Source organism: Candidatus Methylomirabilota bacterium (genome assembly GCA_027293415.1).
In the GTDB taxonomy this organism is placed as follows: Bacteria; Methylomirabilota; Methylomirabilia; order Methylomirabilales; family CSP1-5; genus CSP1-5.
The window spans coordinates 1-22,773 of sequence record JAPUFX010000061.1 but is presented as its reverse complement, the minus strand read 5'-3'; the positions used below and the strand labels follow the sequence as shown (position 1 = coordinate 22,773).

Genomic DNA, 22,773 nt, shown 5'->3' with positions numbered 1-22,773 from the left:
TCAGGCGAATGGTTGAAAAGGTTGCTGACAACTTTTTGGCCGCGCCCGCTCGGGGCACCACTTCGATCTCTGAGGTTGTCGCGGGGGCTTTCTTCGGCTTTGGAGGTCTCGGAGGACTCTTCACACCGCAGGCCGTAAGAATCCACGTGCCAACGAGAAGGAGGATGATGCGGGCGCGCATCCTCATCCCTTTCCTTTTTTGAGTTCGTCCCTCGCCATAAGGATCGCCTCTCGGACCCGTTCAGGAGCCGTCCCGCCCACATTGCCCCGCCGACGGAGAGATGGCTCCAGTGCGATATAATGGTAGAACCCCTCGTCAAAGAGGGAGGAATACCGCAAAAGTTCCTCCAGGGAGAGCTGATCGAGCTGCTTATGATGGTCCAGGCAGTACCGCACGATTTTCCCCACGACCTCATGGGCCTGACGAAAGGGAAGGCCTTTGCTGACCAGATAATCCGCAGCATCGGTGGCATTCAAAAACCCTTCCTCCGTTGCTCGGCGCATCCGTTCGGCATCCACCCGAAGGCCCTGAACCATCGGGGCCAGGACCTGTAGGGTCCCTCGGAGTGTGTCTACCGCATCGAAGACCGGCTCCTTATCCTCCTGAAGGTCTCTGTTATAACTCAATGGAAGCCCCTTCGTGGTGGTGAGAAGCGCGATGAGATCGCCGAAGATCCGACCCGTCTTGCCGCGGGCGAGTTCGGCCACGTCGGGGTTCTTTTTTTGGGGCATGAGACTCGAGCCGGTGGTATACGCCTCGGGGAGATCAACGAAGCCAAACTCCGCGGTCGCCCAGAGGATTATCTCATCGCTGAGGCGGGAAAGATGCATCATGGTGATGCTCGCCCCCGCCAGAAACTCTAGAGCGAAATCCCGGTCCGAAACGGCATCGATGCTGTTTCGGGCCACCTCGGAAAAGCCCAGGTCCTGGGCGAGCTCAGCCCGGTCAATGGGGTAAGCGGTCCCAGCCAACGCCCCAGATCCCAGAGGCATAATGGTGACCCGCGTGAGACAATCTTTGAATCTCGCCACATCGCGGCCGAGCATCTCCACATACGCCATGAGGTGATGGGCCCAGAGCACCGGCTGGGCCCGCTGCAGGTGGGTATAGCCCGGCATGACCACGTCGAGGTGCGTCTCTGCCTGATCCAAAAGGGCTTCCTGAAGCTCACGGATCTCCCCCACGATCTGGCCTATCTCCGTCTTCAGATACAGGCGGAGGTCCAACGCAACCTGCTCGTTTCGGCTGCGGCCGGTGTGGAGTTTGCCACCCAGCTCGCCGACCTTCTCAATCAGCCGATGCTCAATATACATGTGAATGTCTTCGTGCACCGGATCGAGATCTATCTGCCCCTCGTCCAATTTCTTGTGGATCTCTTCCAGCCCTCGAGTAATGCGCCCCCCCTCAACTTCCGTGAGGACGCCAGCCTTCACCAAGGCTTGGGCATAGGCGATAGAGCCCTGAATATCGTACGGGTAGAGACGCCATTCAAAGGGGAGCGAGGCGGTATACTCCTCAACCTTTCGCTCGGTTGGTCCGGCGAACCTCCCACCCCACGGCTTCTTCCTCTTTCCCATCCCTACTTTTTCCCTCGTCGCCGCTGCATGGCTTGCAAACGCAACCTCAAGGCGTTCAATCGGATGAACCCCTCGGCGTCCTTCTGCCGGTAGACCTGATCCTCCTCGAATGTGGCCATCGCAGAATCGTAGAGGGGGGCTGGAGACTTTCTCCCCACTACGGTGCAATTGCCTTTGTAGAGCTTGAGCCGAGCGGTCCCGGTGACGGGCTTCTGGGTTTCGATTATCGTCCGTTGTAGGACTTCCATCTCGGGTGAATACCAGTACCCGTAGTAGACCAGCTCGGCGAAGCGAGGGATCAGCCCATCCCGGAAGTGCATGACCTCCCGATCCATCGTGATCGACTCTACCGCCCGATGGGCGATGTGCAGGATCGTCCCGCCTGGTGTTTCATAGACCCCTCGGGACTTCATCCCCACGTATCGGTTCTCAACGATATCAACCCGGCCGATACCGTTCTTGCCGCCCATCTCGTTCAGCGTGGTGAGCAACTTTGCCGGCGAGAGTTTCCGACCGTTCACTGCCACCGGAAGACCCTCTGTGAACTCGACCTCAACATAGGTCGGCCGGTCAGCGGCCTTTTCAGGGGAAATGGTCAGGGTGAACATCCCTTCGGGCGGCTCTCGCCACGGATCCTCGAGCACACCCCCCTCGAAGCTGATGTGAAAGAGATTCCGATCACTCGAGTAAGGCTTCTCTGGGGTAACAGGGATTGCAATGCCATGTTTTTTGGCATAGGCAATCAGGTCGGAGCGGGACTGCAGATTCCACTCCCGCCATGGGGCAATAATGGTGATGTGCGGATCGAAGGCCAGGTAGGTCAGTTCGAAGCGTACCTGGTCATTTCCTTTCCCGGTGGCCCCGTGGGCGACCGCATTGGCCTTCTCCCGTCGGGCGATCTCTATCTGCCCTTTGGCGATCAGGGGCCGTGCCATAGAGGTGCCGAGCAGGTATCCCCCTTCATACACGGCATTGGCCCTGAGGCAGGGAAAGACAAAATCCCGGACAAACTCTTCTTTACGATCTTCGATGTAGACCCGGGTGGCCCCCGTCTTCAGCGCTTTCTCCTTTACGTCATCGAGCTCCTCCCCCTGGCCCAGATCGGCGCAATAGGCAATGACCTCACACCCGTAGGTCTCGATGAGCCAGTGCAGGATCACCGACGTATCAAGCCCACCACTGTACGCCAACACAACTTTCTTGATCTTTGCCGCCACGCTCCCTGTTTTCCTCACCTGTTCCACCCGGACACAAGGCTCAGCCCATCACGATTCGTCTCCCAAGAGCTTGACCAGGATTGCCTTCTGCAGATGAAGCCGGTTTTCCGCCTGGTCTAGGATGATGGAGTGTAGCCCATCCATCACCTCATCGGTGATCTCTTCCCCCCGATGGGCCGGCAAGCAGTGCATCACCTGCACATCCTTCTGCGCCAAGTTTACAAGGCTCTGATTTACCTGGAAGCCCTGAAAATCACGCATCCGCTTGGCTCGCTGCTCCTCGTGGCCCATGCTGGCCCACACATCGGTGTAAAGCACATCCGCCTCACGAGCCGCGCGGGCTGCATCATGGGTTATCTCCAGCACGGCGTAAGTCGCCTCTGACTCCGCCCGCGCCTTGGTGAACACATCGCGGTGGGGTTCGTACCCCTTTGGGCAGGCCACGGTGAAATGGATCCCCATCTTCGCCGCCCCGTACAGCCACGAATTACAGACGTTATTGCCATCCCCAATGAAGGCGACCCGGAGCCCTTTGAGTTTCTCTCTCTTCTCGTGCAAGGTGAAGAGGTCACACAGGACCTGGCAGGGATGTAGCAGATCGGTCAGGCCGTTGATCACGGGGACCGTCGTGTACTGGGCAAGCCGCTCCACCTGCGCGTGCTCGAAGGTACGGGCGACGATCCCATCCACCCAACGTGAGAGATTTCGGGCCCCGTCCTCTACAGTCTCTCGCGCCCCCAACCGGATGTCCTGCGGAGCTAAGTAGATCGCATACCCCCCCAGGTGGGCCATGGCCACCTCGAAGCTCACCCGGGTTCTGAGCGAAGGCTTTTCGAAGATCAAGGCCAAGGTCTTGCCGGACAAGCGGGGATGGGACTTTCCTCGCTTGAGCCGCCGTTTCAAATCGGTGGCCAGGGAGAACAACGCTTCGATCTCCTCTCGCGTAAAATCACGGATGGAGACCAGGTCCCGCTTCACCCTGTCACCTCCGAAAGGGCCGTATCCAAAATATCCACTGCTCGTTGAACCTCTTTCTCACTGACGGTAAGAGGGGGGGCGAAGCGGATCACTTTCTCCCCCGCACTGCTCAACAGGAGCCCCGCATCAAGACATCTTGCCAGCACGGGTCTGACCTCCCGATCGAGTTCCATCCCGACGAGCAACCCCTCTCCTCGGATCGCCTTCACTCCGTGATGGGCATCCTGGATGGACCGAAGCTGATACATGAGTCGCCCGCCCATCTGGGCTGCCCGCTGGGCCAGGTTCTCCTCCAGGATCGTAGTCAGGGTTGCCAGAGCAGCAGTCGTAACCAACGGATTACCCCCGAAGGTTGCAGCATGCGTCCCGGGAGTAAAACTGGCCGCGACCTCTTCCTTGGCCAACATAGCTCCGATGGGGAGTCCCCCGCCAAGTGCCTTTGCTAATACCATGATGTCTGGTTCAACCCCCCAGTGTTCATAGGCAAAGAGCCGACCGGTCCGGCCAATCCCGGTCTGGACCTCGTCAAAGACGAGGAGGGCCCCCGCGCCATCGCACAGCTTCCGCAGCCCCTGAAGATAGCCTTCCGAGGGAACACGGATCCCTCCTTCTCCCTGGATCGGCTCCACCAGAATAGCTGCCGTGTGACCGCCTACGGCCCGCTCAGCCGCCCCCAGATCGTCGAAGGGGACGTATTGGAAGCCTGGGAGGAGGGGCTCGAATCCCTTGTGATATTTGGCCTGAGCCGTCGCAGTCAGGGCGGCGACCGTTCGCCCGTGAAACCCCCCCTCCATCGTGATGATCTCGATCCGCTCGCTGTTCCCCTGCTCCTTGGCGTACTTCCGGGCCAGCTTAATGGCCGCCTCGTTGGCCTCGGCGCCGCTATTGCAAAAGAAGACCCGATCGGCAAAGGAGTGCTCACACAAGAGCTCGGCTAGTCGGATCTGTGGCTCGATGTGATAAAGGTTGCTAACATGGAGGAGCTTTGCCGCCTGGGTCTGGACGGCCCGAACAACGGCCGGATGGCAGTGACCAAGGGCGCAGACGGCAATCCCGGCCACAAAGTCGAGATACTCCTTCCCGGCCACATCCCAGACACGGCAGCCCTCTCCTCTATCGAGGACGACCGGGAATCTGGCATAGGTATCGGCCAAGCACCGGCCCGCTCTGGCGATTAATCCCTCTGCTCTAGTCATTCTGGTCAGCAACTCCGGGAGGGCTCAGAGAGTGGGGCTTCCCCGACGGAACAATTCCACAGGTCGGTAGGGCGAAACCCCGCGCTTCCGCGCCGAACATATCATGTCATGTAGCATCAGGACGGCCACCCCCACCTGCGCTCCGCTCTCCGAAAGCTTTCGGAGCCGCAAACCAGGTTCCGCCGAGTCCAGGCCCAGCTCCCCTCGCCCTCCCGAAGAGACCCCCATTCCCCCGACGAACTTTATTTTGTTCTTCGGTAGCACCTGCAGGCCTCGAGCGACATTGCCGGAAGCGGCGGGGCCCCTCGGCTGGCGACGGCCTGGGACACCGAGGCGCGCTCCGTGCCCACGGTCTGTGCACGGAACGTGAACACGGAGGGACCCAGGCCGTAAGCCGCGGCTCAGGGTCGCCGCGGGAGGCCTGGAGCGAGGGGCCGACGGTGCTGCATAGCTCCGGAGCTGGCGAGCGGAGAGGTGACAGGACCCGTTGGCCACGGAAATTATGGCGCCGCCGAGGAAGGTCCCTCCGAGCTCTTGACTCACCGCTCACACACCAAAGTCCATTGTCCAACGTCTAACACCACAGAAGACTCAAGACTGACGTTTTCTTTTTGCCGACAGCCGACAGCGGATTGCTGTCTGCTGATTGCTGACCGCTGCCCTTCTACGCGTAGACTTCGGTCCCAACCCCCTCAGCGGTGAAGAGCTCCAAAAGCAGGGCGTGGGGGATCGTCCCATTGATGATATGGGTCTTGTGGACTTCAGCTTCCAAGGCCCGAAGGCACGCCTTCACCTTGGGGATCATCCCTTTCGAGATCACCTGTTCCTCCACGAGCTTTTCGACTTCATCCCGACCGAGGCTGGAGTACAGCCGTCCCTCCCGGTCCAAGATTCCATCAGTGTCGGTAAGCAGGATCAGTTTCTCTGCCGCAAGGGCCGCCGCGATCTCTCCTGCGGCCAAATCGGCGTTAATGTTGTACGTGATCCCGTCCATATCCACACCGGTCGGGGCGATCACCGGGATAAAGCCCTCCTCTTCGAGGGACCGGACTACCTTCGGGTTCACGGCAACAATGTCTCCCACGAGTCCCAAGTCTACGAGCTCAGTATCTCCCTCTTTACCCTTCCTCGGTTTGGCCTTGCGGGCCCTAATAAAATTCCCATCTTTCCCGGACAGTCCCACCGCCGCCCCACCGCTGCGATTGATGAGACCGACGATCTCCTGGTTGATGCTTCCCACCATGACGGTCTCCACGATGCGCATGGTCTCGGGATCGGTCACCCGGAGTCCGTCGATAAAGGTGGAGGTCAGTCCGGCCTTGGCCATGGCATCGCCGATCTGGGGACCGCCGCCGTGGACGATCACCGGACGCATCCCGACGTACCGCATCAGGACGACGTCCTGCGCCACCTCCATCTTCAGTTTTTCTTCAACCATCGCGGCCCCGCCATACTTGACCACGACAGTCTTTCCGAAGAAGGCCCGAATATAGGGGAGGGCCTCGATGAGGATCTGGGCCTTGGCCGCTGACGAATCGATTCGCGGTTCTGTCACGCTCCTTCTCCGCCGCGGGTGTGAGGTGTTGGGTATTCGGTGTTGGATCTTGGGTTGATTGCGTTCGTTGGGTTTATTGGGTTCATTCGGGTTATTGGGTTTGTTGGGTTTATTGCGTTTTCGAGCGTTCCAGCATCCCAGCGTCCTAGCCTTCGAGCTACAGACAGCTGACAGCTAAACTTACAGGATATACCGGCTCAAATCTTGATCCCGGACGATGTCTTGGAGCTTGTCCCGGACATAGGCGGAATTGATCTCCACCTTGACCCCATCCATGTGCGGGGCCTCAAAGGAAACATCCTCGAGGAACCGTTCCATGATGGTGTAGAGCCGTCTAGCTCCGATGTTTTCGGTCGCGTCGTTCACCGCGCTGGCAATACTGGCAATTTCCTCGATTGCATCGGAGGTAAAGCTCAAGTCTACGCCCTCGGTCGCCAAGAGGGCGGTGTACTGCTTGATGAGGGCGTTCTGGGGCTCGGTCAGGATCCGGATAAAGTCCTCCTTGGTGAGGCTGTTCAATTCTACCCGCAGGGGAAAACGACCCTGCATCTCTGGGATCAAGTCCGCCGGCTTCGAGACGTGGAAGGCCCCAGCCGCGATGAAGAGGATATGGTCGGTCCGGACCATCCCGTGCTTTGTACTGATCGTCGACCCCTCCACGATTGGCAGAAGATCTCGCTGTACCCCTTCCCGGGAGACGTCAGGACCGTATGCTCGCTCCCGCCCCGTGATCTTGTCGATCTCGTCCAAGAAGACGATCCCGGAGTTCTCCGCCCGCCGAATTGCTTCGGCGAGCACCTCATCCATGTCAATCAGTTTCTGGGCCTCTTCCTGAGCCAGGATTCGTCGCGCCTCCATGACCTTGACTCTTCGACGTTTCATACGGTGTGGGAGGAGGTTGTCGAGCATGTCCCGCAGCTGATCCATCCCCTCTACCCCTGCCCCCGGGACAACCTCGACCATGGGCAGCGTCCGGTCCCGGATCTCAATCTCCACAATTCGATCATCCAGCTTCCCCTCCCGTAGCATAGTGCGGAATTTTTCCCGGGTTTCTTGAGGAGCAGCCTGGGGTGTCTCAAACCCAACCGGTTGCGCACCTGCCCTGCCTGGGGGGACGAGGAGATCAAGGAGTCGCTCCTCAGCCAACTCGGCCGCCCGCTCTCCCACCGCAGCCGTCCGCTCACCCTTAACCATGTTGACCGCAATGTCGGTCAGATCCCGGATGATGGAGTCCACATCCCGTCCCACATAGCCAACCTCGGTGAACTTGGACGCTTCGACCTTCAGGAAGGGGGCCTCGGCCAACTTGGCCAGTCGCCGGGCAATCTCGGTTTTCCCAACGCCGGTGGGACCGATCATGATGATGTTCTTGGGCGCCACCTCGTCCCGGAGTTCCGGAGGCAGCTTCTGCCGCCGCCACCGATTGCGTACCGCGATGGCGACCGCCTTCTTTGCCGCGTTTTGGCCGATGATGTATCTATCCAGCTCGGCCACAATCTGTCTGGGTGTCAGCTGTTCCATCGGACCGTCCCGTTCCCTACTGTTCTCCCTGGATGCTCAGAGCTCCTCGATAGTGATCTCGTCATTACTATACACGGACAGCTGGGCTGCGATTCGCATCGACTCCCGCATGATGTTTTTCAGGTCGAGATCGGAAAATTTCACCAACGCCCGTGCAGCCGCTGCCGCATAGGGACCGCCTGAGCCGATCCCAATAACTCCGTCATCCGGCTCGATGACGTCCCCGGTTCCCGAGATCATGAAGGAGTGCTCCTTGTCCACCACGGCCAGAAGGGCCTCCAGCCGCCGGAGTACCCGATCGGTCCGCCAGTCCTTGGCCAACTCCACGGCAGCACGAGGCAAGTGTCCGTGGTACTCCTCCAACTTCCCCTCGAGCTTGGCGAAAAGGGCAAAGGCATCGGCGGCTGCACCAGCGAAACCCACGACGACCTGGTTATTGTACATTCGCCGGACCTTCCTGGCCGTGTGCTTCATGACCGTCTCACCCAAAGAGACTTGGCCATCCCCAGCCACCGCTACACGCCCCTGGTGGCGGACCGAGAGAATCGTCGTCCCCCGTATGGTTAGCTTACGCGTCATCGTTGAAGGTGTCACGTCGAGTGTTCATGATTCATGGTTCATAGTCCAACGTCCGACGGCGCCAAGAGCGAGGAGGGGGTTCCTTCCGAGGCAGGTCCAAAATTTCGAAATTCGAATTTCGAAATTCGAAATGTCCAGGGTCGTTGGTCTTCGGTCCTCGGTCCTCCTCTCTCTGAACCCCTAACTCTCAGCTCTCAACCCTCAACTCTCAACCCTCAGCTCTCAACTCTCAACCCTCAGCCTGCCCTGAGCCCCGTCGAAGGGCTCTCAACCCTCAACTCTGAACTCTCATGCCTTCGGGTGCGCCTTATCGTAGACCGCCATAAGTTGATCCAGATTCACATGCGTATAGCGCTGGGTTGTGGTGAGACTGGCATGCCCGAGCAGCTCTTGGATCACCCGGAGGTCTGCACCCGCCTGCAGCATATGGCTGGCAAAGCTATGCCGAAGCCCGTGGGGTGTGATGGCCTTGCCCATGCCACTCCTCCGGAGGTACTTCTCGAGGAGCAGCTCTACACCCCGCGGGGTGAGACATCCACCCCGGTGATTGAGAAAAAGCGGACCCCGGTAGGCCCCAAACTTCCCTCTCCTCAGCGTGTCTCTGGCAGCTAGGTAAGCTGCCAACGCCTCTGCTGCGGGCCGGCCGATCGGGACAATCCGCTCCTTATTTCCCTTTCCCATGACTTTCACCAAGCGCTGTTCCAGGTCCAGATCGTCAACCGTGAGGCCAGTGAGCTCACCCAACCGGATCCCCGAGGCGTAGAAGAGCTCTAGAATTGCCCGGTCCCGGAGGGCAAGCGGGTCGTCGCCCTGGGGCGTGGCCAAGAGCTGGAAGGCCTGATCCACCGTGAGATGCGGAGGCAGCGGTTTGGGAAGCTTGGGAGTGGTCACCAATGCGGCGGGATTCCAGCTGAGCCACCCTCGACGGCAGCAGAATTGGAAAAATGACCGCAACGATGCCACCTTGCGAGCGACCGTCACCGGAGTGAGCCCTCGACGTCGCAGCGAGGCCATAAACGCTCGTACCGTGAGCGGATCAACCCGGTCTAGGCTCGCCGCCTCGGGTGCCTCTGGGTAGACCTGGTGGAGAAAGTCGAGGAACTGCAACAGGTCAATCCGGTAATTGCGCACGGTATGAGGGGAAGATCCTTCCCCCTCAAGCTCACGCAGGTACTGTTCCATGAGGTCCTTCACTACCACCCCCATAGCGATTGAGGGGATAGCCTGTGCCGCTATCCCCTCGGTCTTGCACGATACGGCCTGGTGCGGAAAAGATCAAGAAAAAATTCGGGTCCAGGTCTCCATGGCTCGTAGGGACCGGTGGGCCAAGGCGGCATGGCGCTCTCGCCTGTCGCGAACCCTGGCTTCGAGAGGAGGGATGAGACCGAAGTTAGCATTCATCGGCTGGAATCGGGAGGGATCTGTCGAAGTGACATAACGCAGAAGTGACCCCAACATCGTTTCGTCCGGGGGGCTCACGGGCTCCAGGCCCTGGGCGAGCCGAGCCGCATTGATCCCCGCCAAGAGTCCAGACGCTATCGACTCGAGATACCCTTCCACCCCAATGAGCTGCCCTGCAATGAACAGCTCCTTGTCCCCCTTGAACTGCAGCGTCGGTTCAAGCAGAAGCGGGGCGGGGACGTAAGTGTTTCGATGGAGGCTGCCATAGCGGAAGAACTCTGCGTGCTCCAGGCCCGGGATCATCCGGAAGACTCGCTGCTGTTCCGCGCGACGGAGACGGGTCTGAAAGCCGACCATGTTGACCATCTGGCCCGTCTTGTCCTCCTGGCGAAGCTGCACCACCGCACAGGATCGCCGCCCCGTCCGGGGATCGGTCAAGCCCACCGGTTTCAGGGGGCCATACACGAGCGTCTCCTTGCCCCGCCGGGCGAGCTCCTCGATCGGGAGGCATCCCTCAAAGAAGGAGGCCTCCTCCAGGTCCTCAAAGTCGTGGAGGGGATAGAGCTCTGCGGTCACCAGGACCTCCCAGAAGGCCCCATACTCCTCGTCAGTCATGGGGCAGTTCCAGTAATCCTCACCCCCCTTGCCATAGCGCGAGGCCGCGAAGACCTTTTCCCGATCAATTGACTCGGTCGCTAAAATGGGCGAGATCGCGTCATAGAAATAGAGGAGTCGAGCGCCAGATCCGGAGTACACATCCAGGGCCTGCTCATCCAGATACGCCTTGAAAAGATCACGGAGGCTCTCGGCGAGCGGGTTCGAGGTTAAAGGACCGGTGGCGATGATCAGGGGCCGCTCGGCAGGCACTTCCGTGACCTCTTCCCGTTGGAGCTGGATCAGCGGGTGGCCTGTGATCCGGCGGGTGACCTCTTGGGCGAACGCGGTCCGGTCCACGGCCAGCGCGGTACCCGCCGGGACGGCATGTGCCCTGGCTGCCTGCTGAATAACGGAGTCTAACCGGTCGACTTCCGCGTGGAGCAAACCCGACGCACTGCCGACCTGTTGCGACTTCAAGGAATTGCTACAGACCAGCTCGGCCAGCAGATCCGTCTGATGCGCCGGGGTACGGGCAGTAGGTCGCATCTCGACGAGGCGCACCGGGACGCCCCGGTTGGCCGCCTGCCAGGCTGCTTCTGCGCCGGCCAATCCGCCGCCGACGACGGTTACGCACGGGTTGGAACTCATGGAGGAGATTATGCCGCGGGCTTGCGGTAATTGCAACCCTCGCCAACGCACCGGAGTTCTCGACCCTGGCGCGTTCGCCGCTCCACGAGGAAGGGGGCGCCACATTCGGGGCAGGGTTCGGCAATCGGGCGCTGCCAGAGGACGAAGGTACACTCAGGATATTTTGTGCAGCCGTAAAAGGCTCTCCCCTTTTTGGACCGGCGCTGAGTCAGAGGGGCATTACAACGCGGGCATTTAACATCGAGGGGGAGCGATCGTACGGTTCGGCATTTCGGATATGCCGAGCACGCGAGGAAACGGCCGTACCGGCCGTGGCGGATTACCATCTGGGCACCGCAGGTCTCACATTTCTCGTCGCTGGGCTCTGTGGCCGCTCCCTCCTTTCGATCGGGACTGAGGACATACCGACACTCGGGATAGCCGGAGCAGGCCCAGAAGAGTCCGTAGCGGCCCTTCTTCAGCACCATCGGTTTGCCGCATTCATCACAAACCCGTTCCTCCTCGCCCGTTGACCGATCACCGTTGACCGCCTCTGCACTCTCCTCACCTCGGTCGTCGGTCGTCGGTCCGCGGTCGGCGGCGTGCACGAGTTCGCGGGTGTTCTTACACTCGGGGTAGGCTGAGCAGGCCAAGAACTTCCCGAATCGACCCCAGCGAATGACCATGTGGCTTCCGCACTTTTCACACGTCTCCTCGGTCTTCTCTTCGAGGGCTTTGAGATTCTCCATGCCGGTCTTGGCCTCCTCCAGCCACCCGGAAAAGGCCCCATAAAAGCGCCGCATCTCCTCTAGCCAGTCGGCCTTCCCCTCCTCAATTTCGTCAAGGACCAACTCCATCCTGGCGGTGAACTCATGATCCATGATGCGAGGAAAGCTCTTGACGAGAAGATCCACTACCACCTCACCTATCTCTGTCGGCCTGAACTTTCCTTTGTCTTTCTCCACGTAGTCCCGATTCTGGATGACCTGCAAGATGGTAGCGTAGGTACTGGGCCGGCCAATTCCATTCTCCTCCAACTCTTTGACCAAGGTCGCCTCGGTGTACCTGGGCGGTGGCTGGGTGAAATGTTGCTTGGGATCGAGCAACCGCAACTCGAGCACCTCTCCCTCCTGAAGGGGGGGCAACGTCATCTCCCCATCATTCTCGCCGTTGGTGTCTGTTTCCTGTCCCTCCTCTGCTCGTGGCTTGACCCCTTCATCGGTTCCCTCGACATAGAGTCGCATGAAGCCTTGAAAGCGCGTGACGCGTCCCGTGGCCCGGAAAAGGAACCGACCCGCCTCCACATCGATCGTGGTCACGTCGAAGAGGGCCGGAGGCATCTGCGAGGCGACGAAACGGTTCCAGATCAAAGTGTAGAGGCTGAGCTGATCTCTCGTGAGGTAGGGGGCCACAGCGCTCGGATCCCGATAGACCGAGGTAGGTCGGATGGCCTCGTGGGCCTCCTGGGCCGCCTTGGCGCTCTTATATACGGGGGGGCGTTCGGGGACGTACTCCGCACCAAACCGTTCGGTGATGTAGTTGCGGGCCTCTCCCACCGCCTCGGTCGAAACCCGCGTGGAGTCGGTCCGCATGTATGTGATCAACCCAACCGCACCCTCTTTTCCCACCTCGATTCCCTCGTAGAGTTGCTGGGCAATCATCATGGCCCGCCGGGCAGTCATGCGGAGCTTCCGGACCGCCTCTTGCTGAAGTTTCGACGTGGTAAAGGGAGGAACGGGATAGCGACGCCGCTCGCGGGTGCTGACCCCTTTCACCCAGAAGCGTTGCTGCTCGAACTCGCGGAGGAGGGTCTGAGCTTCGTCCTCGGTGTGAACTTCGACCTTCCCTCCATTGATCTTGAAGAGCCGGACCCGAAACTCCGGCGGCGCGCCTGCGGCCAAGAGGGCCTCGATGGTCCAGTACTCCTGCGAAACAAAGGCGCGAATCTCGCGCTCGCGATCGACGACCAGACGAAGCGCCACCGATTGGACCCGGCCCGCACTCAGCCCCCGTCGAACCTTTTCCCACAGGAGGGGGCTCACCTGATATCCCACCAGACGGTCAAGAATGCGGCGCGCCTGCTGGGCGTCTACCTTTCTTTCATCGAGGGAGCCAGGATGGGCAAATGCTTCTTGGACGGCCCGCTTGGTCACCTCATGGAAGATCACCCGACGCACCGCCTTCTTCGGGGGTTTCAGTTCCTGGACGAGATGCCACCCGATGGCCTCGCCTTCTCGATCTGGATCGGTGGCCAGGAAGACGGCCTGAGCGCCCCGGGCGGCCTTACGAAGATCCTCTAAGACCTTTTCCCGTCCTTTGACTACCTGGAACTGGGTCTTGAAGTCCCGGTTGACATCCACCGCGAGGCGATTGCGAGGCAGATCGCGGACATGGCCATACGACGCCTTGACCACATACCCTTTCCCCAGAAACTTGCTCAGGGTTTTGGCCTTGGCCGGCGATTCCACGATGACCAGTGATTTTGCCACTGCTACCTCACTCCGTAGAATTCAGCATTGAGAATGCAGAATTCAGATTCTTAACTCCCGACGCCTCTCGTGTATCCCCAATTCTTAATTCTGAATTCCTCATTCTTCATTCTACATTCCTACTCGGACAAAGGTCTTGCCGGACAGTTGCTTCACCCAGCCCTTCATCTCCAGCGAGAGGAGAGAGATGGCGACGGTCGGAGCAGAGAGTTTGGCCCCAACGATGATGGCATCGATATGGATCGGCTCTTCTCCGAGCACCTGAAGAACCCGACCCTCCTCTCCTTCCACAGGAGGCAAGGGCGGCATTGGAGGCACGTCTTGCGCGTACGGTGCCCCCAATTCCTCCACCACGTCTTCCCATCCTTCGGTGAGCTTGGCCCCGGATTTGATAAGCCGGTGACACCCCTGGCTCAGCCGGCCCGTGACTTGTCCGGGAACCGCAAAGACCTCCTTCCCCTGTTCCAGGGCGTGATCCGCGGTGATCAGAGCTCCACTATTGACCGCCGCCTCGACCACGACGACGCCAAGGCAGAGTCCACTGATCAACCGGTTGCGCTGGGGGAAGTTCCCCCTGAAGGGAGATGTTCCGAGGGGAAACTCACTCAGCAGGGCGCCCCTTTCCGCGATCGCGTCCCCGAGCTTCCGATGCTCTGCTGGATAGATGATATCTGCCCCCGATCCCAAGACGGCGATGGTTCGCCCACCCGCTCGTAACGCCCCACGATGAGCCGCTGCGTCGATCCCCCTAGCCAATCCGCTCACAATAGTCAGCCCCCGCCTCGCCAACTCGAAAGCGAGGCGATCGGCCACGCCGCGACCGTAGGGTGTGGCGCCTCTGGAGCCCACAATGGCCACCGCCCTCCGATCTCGATCCTCCCAGCTTCCTCGATGGTAGAGGACCGGAGGAGGCTGGGGAATGTCCCGCAGAGGGGCTGGGTACCCTTCCTCGCGGAGTGTCACAAACCGAAGATCCCGACCCGCCATCCGCTTGCGTTCCCGGGCAACCGTCTCCTGCACACGGGAGTCGCGGATCGCCTTCGCCGTGGCCGGACCGACCCCGGGAACAGCCGCGAGAGCCTTGAGTGAAGCCTTCAGGATGCGTTTCGCGGTCCCGAAGTGTTCTAGGAGTATGGCAAAGGTGGCGGGCCCCACATGTGGTACCATGTTGAGTGCCAGCCACGCCTCGCGCTCCTCCATGGCCCCCCCGGATCGGGCATTCACCGTCTCAGCGTAAGGCCTCGAATTATACTCTGGGAGAATCGGGAGTCAAGAGAGACATGCTGGAGCTGTCAGCAGGGGTATTTCGAATTTGCGACTTCGAGTCGTGAGCGCCTCAGCGGTTCGACTATGCTCACCGCCCTGAGCCCGTCGAAGGGTCGAACGATTTCGAATTTTTAGAATCCTGAACTCTGAAATGTCCAAAACAATCCGAAATTCGAAATTCGCAATTCGAAATTGCCCCGATGGGAATTTCGAATTTGCGATTTCGGATTTCGAATTGACGTTCAGAAGTTCAAAGTTCTAAAGCCGAAATATAGTGTCGGAAAATTCGAAATTCGCAATTCGCAATTGCCCTTACTGGTTAGGGCATCTTCCGGAGCAGAACGATCCGCTCGCCCTCCCGCAGAGCGAGGTCGGATCGGGTAACGAGGGCGACTGCCGATTTGGCAGTGGTTCGGACTACGACGAGCTCCCCCCGGTTTATCTCCGCCAAGGAGGTACGCCGACCGGACTGCTTATAGATGGCGAACTCATCGCCAGGGACGATCTGCTCTGCCTGTCCGACATCCACATACACAATGTCTCCCTGTCCCAAGGAGTATGCACCACTCTTAGAGGCCACAATGTATCCCCCGCGACTCAGATTGGTGGGACGGCTCATGCCTCCAAGCGGGACCTCCAATGGCGTTGCCTCTACCAGGGCATCCCCGCGGGTGATGTCTTCACAGCTGTACACAATCCGAGCGCGGGGCGCTGGTCCGGCGGTATCAACGATCTCCACGGTCCCCAAGGTCATCACCTTGATACCCACGCGCCTCCCGGTTACCGGATGCCTGACCTTTCTCGTCGGGCGGATTATCCGGAACCGATCCCCCTTTTGAACCTTCCGTCCCCCCAGATCGACAAAGATCTGGTCCCCCCACGAGAACCGGACATCAAACTCTTCCGCCGACCGGATGATCCGGCCGACCGTATGGATCTCCTGCTTCTCGGCCACGAACCCGCTGCACTCCAGTTCTCCTCGAGGAATGATCTGAAGCGCGGCATGCTCTGGGACCGTGATAGCTTCTTCCGGCCCTTGCAGCTCTACGACCCGAGGCGCCTCCCCTAAGGGAATGACCTCCTCCTCCAGAGGTAGTCCGACTTCAGGTCCAGGAGCGGGCGGCGGCTCGACCCACTCCTCAGGCACCGGGGGAGCCTCCGCCACCGCTTTTGGCGGCCCGGTGAGCCCCGGGATGATCAAGGGATCACCGGGGAATATCAAATCGGGGTTGTTGATAAAGGGATTCTGCTTCCAGACCTTGGGCCAAAGACGAGGGTTGTCGAGAAAACGGTTCGCGATGGCCCACAGCGTATCATGATCCTTGACCAGATAGACCCCCTCAGGGAGGATCTCCTGTTGCTTCCCCTGCTCTTGGGCAGACGCGACCCCCGAGGTGGCGAGTTGCCCGACCAGAAACCAGGTGACCGCCAAAACGCCCAGCGCTACCCCCATCTTCTCTTTCATGACTCTCCTCATCCCGCCCCCCCTTTATGTCACGGCCTTGCCGCTGAAGGGCATCTCTGGAAAAGACCGTTACATAAGCCAGAAGGTTCTAGCATTATAAGGTATTGAATCCTAGTGCAAGCTTTGTGCCTGTTTCTTGACACCCACCGCCTGGCGGCGTCCTCGCATCCGCCATTCATACACCAGGGGGGAGGCAACAAAGACGGAGGAATAGGTCCCCACGACAATCCCGAGCAGCAACGTCAGGGAGAAATCCCGGAGGACCTCACCTCCGAGGAGGAAGAGGGCGAAGATAGCGAGCAGGGTGGTCAGGGAGGTCATGATAGTCCGGCTCAGGACTTGGTTGATGCTGGCATTGATCATCTCGGCCAGCGAGTCCCGTCGTCGGGCCCGAAAGTTTTCCCGAATCCGGTCGAACACCACGACCGTGTCGGTCAACGAATATCCTGCCAGCGTGAGGAGAGCGGTCACGATCAGGAGCGTAATCTCTTTGCCCAGAAGGAAAAAGACCCCCAGGACCACCAGGACATCGTGGAACGTCGCCACGGTGGCTACGATCCCAAACCGGAATTCGAAACGCCAGGCGATGTAGCTCACAATACCCAGCAGCGAAACCAGAATGGCCCAGAGAGCCGCCTGCTGCAGCTCCCGTCCGATGACCGGACCCACCTCATTGGAGCTTTCCACGATGAAGGGGTTTGCGGAAAAGGCCTCCCTCAACTGTTCTTCGATGGCAGCCGCGGTGCCGGCCACCGGCTTCCCAGACGATTTCACCCGGATGAAGAGTCGGCGTCCGCCGACGAACTGCTGCAGTTCACTCTCTGGGAAGCCACTGGCGGCAATCGCCCTCCGGACTTTCGCGAGCTCCACCGGCCGTTCAAAGCGGACCTGCACGGACGTGCCGCCGGCGAAGTCGATCCCAAGATTGGCCCGCCCCCGCACGATCTGGACGGTGGCGAAGACCCCCACGAGGACCATGAGGGTCGAGATCGTGAAGGCCACGCGCCGCATCCCGAGAAAATCGATGTTCGTCTTACCAACAACTTCCATACTGCTCTCGTTGCTCCCGCGTCCCCCAGCGCCTGAGGGCCACCTCAGATACTGAGTCGCTTCATCCCTCGCAGGGTCATCCAGTCAAAGACCACCCTGGTCCCCACGGTGGCCGTAAACAGATTGATCAGGATGCCGATGCCCAAGGTGACGGCAAAGCCCCGGATCGGGCCACTGCCGAAGAGGAAGAGGGCCATGGCCGTGATCAGGGCGGTAATGTGGGAATCGATGATAGTGACCCAGGCCTTGCTATATCCGGTATCGATGGCGGACCGGACCGTCTTCCCGAGTCGCAGCTCTTCCCGGATCCGCTCGAAGATCAGGACGTTACTGTCCACCGCCAGGCCAATGGTGAGCGCGATCCCGGCAATCCCCGGCAGAGTCAGGGTCGCCTGTATCCCCGCCAATATTCCCAGCATCATGACGAGATTGAGGAGAAGGGCTAAGTTGGCAACGACCCCAGCCAGTCGGTAGTAAAAGGTCATCACACTGACCACCAAGATCCCGGCGACGATGCTTGCCTGCACCCCGGCTCGAATAGAGTCCTGGCCCAGGGAGGGCCCAACGGTCAGATTCGCAATCACGTCAACCGGGGCCGGCAAAGCACCTGCCCTGAGGACGATTGCCAGGTCCCGGGCCCCGTCCGGGGTGAACCGACCAGTGATCTGCCCCCGACCGCCCGAGATGCGATTTTGAATCACGGGAGCCGAGTAGACGTTGCCGTCCAGGACGATGGCCAATCGTCGTCCCACATTCTTGCCGGTGACATCTCCAAAGATTCGCGCCCCCGCGCGGTCCAACGCGAACGCGACAACGGGCTCATTGGTATCCGGATCGAACTGCACCCGGGCAGAGGTGAGCACATCACCCGTCAGCACGGTCTTCTTCTCGAGGAGGTACGGGATACGGTCCACCACTCGTCCCTGCGGGTCCAACACCTTTTCATAGAGGATCTCGGCGCCTTCCGGAACCTTTCCCTTGAGGGCTTCCTCCACGATATTCCTGTCCCGGCTCCTTTCATCCACCAGCTTGAACTCGAGCAGAGCGGTCTTCCCGATGAGCTTGATTGCCCGTTCCGGATCCTTGATCCCTGGAAGCTGGACGACGATCCGACGATCCCCCTGTCGCTGGATGAGCGGCTCCCGAACCCCAAACTCATCCACCCGGTTTCGGATCTTCTCGACGTTCTGCTCGACTGCCTGCTCCTGAATCACGGCCACCTCCCGGCCGCTCAGAGTGAGCAGGAACTGGGTCCTTCCCTCCTCGGACCGCGCCATCTCCGGATAGTTCCCTAAGATCCGCTCCACCGCTCCCCGGGCCTTCTCCTCCGTGATCTCGAGAAAAATCTGTCTTGTCCCCCGACGCTCGAGCCGTGCCACGGAGATCCCCTCTTCCTCGACGGCCCCCTGAATCTCTGCCACCCGCCGCTCCACGGCAATCTCGACCGCCTTCTCTACATCCACTTCCAACACGAGATGCATCCCCCCCTGCAGATCCAGTCCTAAACTGATCGGCTCGGGTGGCGGGGCAAAGATAAGAGGTCGCACGTACCTCCACCAGGCCGGGAGCGGGGAAAAGCCCGGGATCGACGGGAGAATGTACAAAAAGGAGAGGAGGGCAGCCACGCCTACCAGGCTTGCCCTCCACGCGAGATGCCGTTTCACTGCATTCGTCCTTTGCGGGCGCCGGTCGCTACCGAGTCAGGGGTCCGGGTAACCGGAAGGTCTAGGAAACCGCCGGGACCTTCTCGCGAGAACCCTGAGATCTTCGCCCACCCTGCACCACCTTGTGGCGCAAGGGTCCGGATCCCGGTATGAAACCTCGCTTCACCTCCACAATGGATGGGTAGGGGCAGTCAAAGCGGTCCGCAATGTGCCGGACTGCTTGTTCCGGCTCGATGGTCTTACCACAGGTGAAGATATCGACCGCTGCGTATTGATACTCTGGCCAGGTATGGATCGAGAGGTGGGATTCGGCGATGACCACAACTCCGCTCACCCCGAATGGTTTGAACTCGTGGAAGGCCACGTCAACGACCGTGGCCTTGCAGGCCTTGGCTGCCGTTACCATGATGTCCCGGACGGCGTCAACCTTTTTGAGTAACTCCGGATTGCACCCGTACAGTTCCACCAAAAGGTGTTTGCCTAATGCCCTCAATTAACTCCCCCCTTTCTTTCGAGACGTCCTGCTCGATCTCACCTCCCACATTGTTCAAACATCCCTTGGCTTATACAACGTTCTGACAAAATTGCAAGAAAAAACTACACCTCCCGTGTGCCGCGAGACACGGGCTGCTCGTCGAGTCCGTGTGCCTGCCGGTATCCATTCAGCCGTCGTTTCCCTGAGGCGTGGGCAAGGACCATAAGTCCCCGTCTGGAAGCCGCCCGTGCTCGGCACAGTTATTGCAAAATTCATGCTCAAAACAGCGAGAGCGCGAAAACGCCGTACGCCGCGCCCGCTGAAGCCGCCGAGCGGCAGAGGCCCGGAGCAATTTCGCAGCGAGACAGAGCATGCGCCGATACCATCGAGCCCAAGAGGCAGGCTACACCCTGATCGAGATCGTGATCGTCGTGATCCTGGTGGGGATCCTCTCCGCCCTGGCCCTGCCCCGGTTCGTCTCCCCCAAGGCAAGCCTCGCCGCGAGGAGGCTCGCCGCGGATATTCAGTATGCCAAAGAGCTGGCCATCCGGCTGCAGACGAAGAGCGGGGTCTTCTTCATGGACAGCAGCACGTACCGCGTCTTCCAGGATGACGATGTCAGCACGGCCGCCTTCGATCCGGTCACGGGAGGGGACTTCGAGGTCTCCATATCCGGGCTCTTCTCGGACGCGACCCTGGACAGCAGTTTCGGCAACACCCTCAAATTCGATGCCCTGGGCACCCCCCTGGACGGCTCCGACGCCAAGCTGACGTCGCCGCCCGCCAACGAGATCACCATCACCTCCGGCGGGGAGACCTGGACCATCACCGTGGAACCAAATACGGGCAAAGTGACGCTGCCATGAAGCCGCTAAGACTCCATCGGGACGAGAGAGGCTTTACCCTGATCGATCTGATCCTCGTCATCATCATCGTGGCGATAGCGATACCCCCGATGTTGACGCTCTTCATCCAGGCGGTAAGCGGGAGTACCTTTGGGGTCACCGTTTCCCGCGCCAATGCCCTGGCCTCGACCTTGCGCGAAGAGATCCAGTCGAAGAAGTGGGATGAAAGCGCTCCGCCACCGAGCCTGATCCTCGGCCCCGAGACTGGGGAGAGCCGTGCGACCTACGACGACGTGGATGACTTCGACGGCCTGGATGAGTCCCCGCCCCGGGACTCACAGGGGGCGATCCTGGCCGGCTTCACCGGCTTCCGACAGCAGGTCTCGGTCTGCTACGTGGCGAACACCGACTTCGACACCTGCATAGGGGGACCCACGATGTATAAGCAGGTCACGGTGACGGTCACCGGCCCAGAGGGGAGAGCCACCCAACTGGCGACGGTGATCGCCAGCTTCTAGCCCGGATTATTCACATAGAAGTGAATAATCTGCCCTCCGGGCTTCGACTCTGCCCCCCGTTTGGGGGGCGTCGCTCAGGGCTAGCCTTGAGCAGGCCGTGGGAGCGGCCAGTCGAAACCTGCCGGTGCGGCCGAGCCCGCACCAGCAGGCGCATTATTCACGAAGACACTCCGTTTCGTGAATAATGCGGGCTAGGCAACAGGGCGGAGTGAAAATTCGTCAACTTTGGGGAGGATGAGGACTAAGGGGAGGAGCAAATTGATGAAGAAATTCGCAATTGGAATGTGGAATTCCGGATTTCGAAATGTGTCCGTCATCAGGAAATTCGAATTCCGAAATTCGAAATTCGAAATCCCCCAACCCGTGAAAGGGAAAGCGGGATTCACCCTCATCGAGATAATTCTGGTGCTGGTTATCATCGGCGTCCTGGCGGGGATCCTCATCGAGCCCTTCCGCCAGGGGGTGAAGAGTTACATAGGCATCGAGACCCGAGCCGACCTGACCTCCCAGGCCCGAGAGGCCACCGTCCGGATAGTCCGAGAGATGCGCAACATCCGGAAGAAGGCCAACGATAAGCCCAACATCACGAGCGCCGATGCCACGAGCATCACCTTCGTGGATAACCAGGGCATTCCCATCAGCTTCTCCCTTTCGGGGAGTACGGTGCTGAGAGATACCAACATCTTAGCCGATAAGGTCTCGAGTCTGGAATTCCGTTATTTCAAAGGGGACAACGCCGCGCTGACGACCTTCCCGCTGAGCGCCGCGGATCTCGACGCAGTGCGGAGGATTCTGGTGATCATGGCCATGCAGGAGGGCACCGAGACGGTGACGATGACCGGCCAGGCTTTCCTGCGAGACCTCAGGGGGCTGTGAGATGACCATGCGGAGGTTGGGCAATGAAAAAGGGGTGAGCCTCATCATGGCGGTGGCGACCCTGTTGATCCTCTCCCTCATGGCGGTCACCGTGGTGTCTCTCGTGGGGACGGAAACTTTCTCCGCCCTCAATCAGACCCAATCACTCCAGACCTTTGATATAGCCGAGGCCGGAGCCCACCGGGCTATCACGTATCTGGGCCTGGAGGCGGGAACCTGCACGGCCATCACGGACGCGAGCCAGTTCACCAATGTCGCCATGGGCCGGGGGACCTTTACCGTCACGGCGACCCACTATAATCCCACATCCACTACCCTCCCCTCGAACATCGACGCCTCCGTCACCGCGATCCCGGTTGGCGATACCGCCAACTTCGCGCCCCATGGAAGGATTCATATCAGGCAGCCGGCGCCCGAAGTAGTAGACACCGTCACCCCGGAAACGAGCTCTAGCAGCCCCATGACGATCTCCCACACCGTCAGCGGGACCGACCGCCTGCTGGTCGTGGGGATCTCGCAAGGCAATCTTAATTCCCCCGTCGCATCGCTCACCTATGGGGGGACACCCCTCACGGTCCTCGGAACCGAAAGCGCCGGCCCACCCAGAATAGAGATGTGGTACCTCCTCGACCCTCCGGTCGGGACAGCAGACGTGGTGGTGACGTTTTCGGGCACTCCGAGCGATGGCGCCGTCGTCGGCGTCATGAACCTCACGAACGTGAACCAGACGACCCCGCTTGGGCCCTTCGTGAGCAACGCGGGTAACGGCACAGCCAGCGTGGATGTGACGTCCGCGGAGGGTGAGCTGGTGATTGACATCCTTGCGAAGGACACCCCAAATTCCCCCGCTGTGGGGTCCGGGCAGACCAAAAAATG

19 protein-coding genes are annotated in these 22,773 nt (G+C 60.1%); 4 read left to right on the top strand and 15 right to left on the bottom strand.

Annotated elements, in window-relative coordinates; all coding sequences use genetic code 11:
- Positions 1-183: 183 nt before the first annotated feature.
- The 15 genes from argH to speD form a co-directional block, all read right to left on the bottom strand.
- On the bottom strand, positions 184-1,578 hold the full coding sequence (gene argH, locus O6929_04540; GenBank protein MCZ6479667.1) for an argininosuccinate lyase: 1,395 nt from the start codon (positions 1,576-1,578) through the stop codon (positions 184-186).
- A gap of 2 nt (positions 1,579-1,580) precedes the next feature.
- Positions 1,581-2,795: an argininosuccinate synthase gene (locus tag O6929_04535; GenBank protein ID MCZ6479666.1), complete on the bottom strand. Its 1,215-nt coding sequence runs from the start codon at positions 2,793-2,795 to the stop codon at positions 1,581-1,583.
- Between the two features lie 48 nt (positions 2,796-2,843).
- The gene (gene argF / locus O6929_04530) at positions 2,844-3,773 is read right to left on the bottom strand and encodes an ornithine carbamoyltransferase (protein ID MCZ6479665.1); all 930 of its coding nucleotides are present in this window, start codon (positions 3,771-3,773) and stop codon (positions 2,844-2,846) included.
- Positions 3,770-4,969 (bottom strand): acetylornithine transaminase, encoded by a 1,200-nt coding sequence (locus O6929_04525; GenBank protein MCZ6479664.1) that lies wholly within the window; start codon positions 4,967-4,969, stop codon positions 3,770-3,772. Before O6929_04525 ends, argF begins: the two co-directional genes overlap by 4 nt.
- A gap of 664 nt (positions 4,970-5,633) precedes the next feature.
- Positions 5,634-6,524: an acetylglutamate kinase gene (argB, locus tag O6929_04520; GenBank protein MCZ6479663.1), complete on the bottom strand. Its 891-nt coding sequence runs from the start codon at positions 6,522-6,524 to the stop codon at positions 5,634-5,636.
- A 180-nt stretch (positions 6,525-6,704) separates the two neighbouring features.
- On the bottom strand, positions 6,705-8,045 hold the full coding sequence (gene hslU / locus O6929_04515) for an ATP-dependent protease ATPase subunit HslU (GenBank protein ID MCZ6479662.1): 1,341 nt from the start codon (positions 8,043-8,045) through the stop codon (positions 6,705-6,707).
- Between the two features lie 36 nt (positions 8,046-8,081).
- A complete protein-coding gene (gene hslV / locus O6929_04510) occupies positions 8,082-8,624 on the bottom strand; it encodes an ATP-dependent protease subunit HslV (protein MCZ6479661.1) in 543 nt (180 codons plus the stop codon).
- A gap of 288 nt (positions 8,625-8,912) precedes the next feature.
- On the bottom strand, positions 8,913-9,806 hold the full coding sequence (locus O6929_04505; protein ID MCZ6479660.1) for a tyrosine recombinase XerC: 894 nt from the start codon (positions 9,804-9,806) through the stop codon (positions 8,913-8,915).
- Positions 9,807-9,899: 93 nt separating this feature from the next.
- Positions 9,900-11,270, bottom strand: coding sequence for an FADH(2)-oxidizing methylenetetrahydrofolate--tRNA-(uracil(54)-C(5))-methyltransferase TrmFO (trmFO, locus tag O6929_04500; GenBank protein MCZ6479659.1), 1,371 nt, complete (start codon positions 11,268-11,270; stop codon positions 9,900-9,902).
- Between the two features lie 8 nt (positions 11,271-11,278).
- Positions 11,279-13,738: a type I DNA topoisomerase gene (gene topA / locus O6929_04495; protein ID MCZ6479658.1), complete on the bottom strand. Its 2,460-nt coding sequence runs from the start codon at positions 13,736-13,738 to the stop codon at positions 11,279-11,281.
- 111 nt (positions 13,739-13,849) lie between these two features.
- Complete coding sequence (gene dprA, locus O6929_04490; protein MCZ6479657.1) at positions 13,850-14,938, bottom strand: DNA-processing protein DprA; 1,089 nt, start codon at positions 14,936-14,938, stop codon at positions 13,850-13,852.
- Positions 14,939-15,323: 385 nt separating this feature from the next.
- Positions 15,324-16,469 carry a LysM peptidoglycan-binding domain-containing protein gene (locus O6929_04485; protein MCZ6479656.1) on the bottom strand — a complete coding sequence of 382 codons (1,146 nt, stop codon included), beginning with the start codon at positions 16,467-16,469 and terminating at the stop codon, positions 15,324-15,326.
- A gap of 111 nt (positions 16,470-16,580) precedes the next feature.
- Positions 16,581-17,519 carry a protein translocase subunit SecF gene (gene secF / locus O6929_04480; protein ID MCZ6479655.1) on the bottom strand — a complete coding sequence of 313 codons (939 nt, stop codon included), beginning with the start codon at positions 17,517-17,519 and terminating at the stop codon, positions 16,581-16,583.
- A gap of 44 nt (positions 17,520-17,563) precedes the next feature.
- Complete coding sequence (gene secD / locus O6929_04475) at positions 17,564-19,183, bottom strand: protein translocase subunit SecD (protein ID MCZ6479654.1); 1,620 nt, start codon at positions 19,181-19,183, stop codon at positions 17,564-17,566.
- A 61-nt stretch (positions 19,184-19,244) separates the two neighbouring features.
- Positions 19,245-19,676: an adenosylmethionine decarboxylase gene (gene speD, locus O6929_04470; protein MCZ6479653.1), complete on the bottom strand. Its 432-nt coding sequence runs from the start codon at positions 19,674-19,676 to the stop codon at positions 19,245-19,247.
- Between the two features lie 353 nt (positions 19,677-20,029).
- Here speD and O6929_04465 point away from each other — a divergent pair, with 353 nt between their 5' ends.
- The 4 genes from O6929_04465 to O6929_04450 form a co-directional block, all read left to right on the top strand.
- Positions 20,030-20,524: a GspH/FimT family pseudopilin gene (locus O6929_04465; GenBank protein ID MCZ6479652.1), complete on the top strand. Its 495-nt coding sequence runs from the start codon at positions 20,030-20,032 to the stop codon at positions 20,522-20,524.
- Positions 20,521-21,021, top strand: a complete 501-nt coding sequence (locus tag O6929_04460; protein ID MCZ6479651.1) for a hypothetical protein — start codon at positions 20,521-20,523, stop codon at positions 21,019-21,021. The genes O6929_04465 and O6929_04460 overlap by 4 nt, the downstream gene beginning before the upstream one ends.
- A gap of 261 nt (positions 21,022-21,282) precedes the next feature.
- The gene (locus tag O6929_04455) at positions 21,283-21,897 is read left to right on the top strand and encodes a prepilin-type N-terminal cleavage/methylation domain-containing protein (protein MCZ6479650.1); all 615 of its coding nucleotides are present in this window, start codon (positions 21,283-21,285) and stop codon (positions 21,895-21,897) included.
- Position 21,898: 1 nt separating this feature from the next.
- The coding region (locus tag O6929_04450; protein ID MCZ6479649.1) for a hypothetical protein at positions 21,899-22,773 on the top strand (875 nt) is incomplete at its 3' end.

Coding starts and splice junctions, on each gene's coding strand:
- argH (MCZ6479667.1), bottom strand. CDS start 1,578: ATGGGAAAGAGGAAGAAGCCGTGGGGTGGGAGGTTCGCCGGACCAACC.
- O6929_04525 (MCZ6479664.1), bottom strand. CDS start 4,969: ATGACTAGAGCAGAGGGATTAATCGCCAGAGCGGGCCGGTGCTTGGCC.
- hslU (MCZ6479662.1), bottom strand. CDS start 8,045: ATGGAACAGCTGACACCCAGACAGATTGTGGCCGAGCTGGATAGATAC.
- hslV (MCZ6479661.1), bottom strand. CDS start 8,624: ATGACGCGTAAGCTAACCATACGGGGGACGACGATTCTCTCGGTCCGC.
- O6929_04505 (MCZ6479660.1), bottom strand. CDS start 9,806: ATGGAACAGTACCTGCGTGAGCTTGAGGGGGAAGGATCTTCCCCTCAT.
- trmFO (MCZ6479659.1), bottom strand. CDS start 11,270: ATGAGTTCCAACCCGTGCGTAACCGTCGTCGGCGGCGGATTGGCCGGC.
- dprA (MCZ6479657.1), bottom strand. CDS start 14,938: ATGGAGGAGCGCGAGGCGTGGCTGGCACTCAACATGGTACCACATGTG.
- O6929_04485 (MCZ6479656.1), bottom strand. CDS start 16,469: ATGAAAGAGAAGATGGGGGTAGCGCTGGGCGTTTTGGCGGTCACCTGG.
- secF (MCZ6479655.1), bottom strand. CDS start 17,519: ATGGAAGTTGTTGGTAAGACGAACATCGATTTTCTCGGGATGCGGCGC.
- O6929_04465 (MCZ6479652.1), top strand. CDS start 20,030: ATGCGCCGATACCATCGAGCCCAAGAGGCAGGCTACACCCTGATCGAG.
- O6929_04460 (MCZ6479651.1), top strand. CDS start 20,521: ATGAAGCCGCTAAGACTCCATCGGGACGAGAGAGGCTTTACCCTGATC.
- O6929_04455 (MCZ6479650.1), top strand. CDS start 21,283: ATGAAGAAATTCGCAATTGGAATGTGGAATTCCGGATTTCGAAATGTG.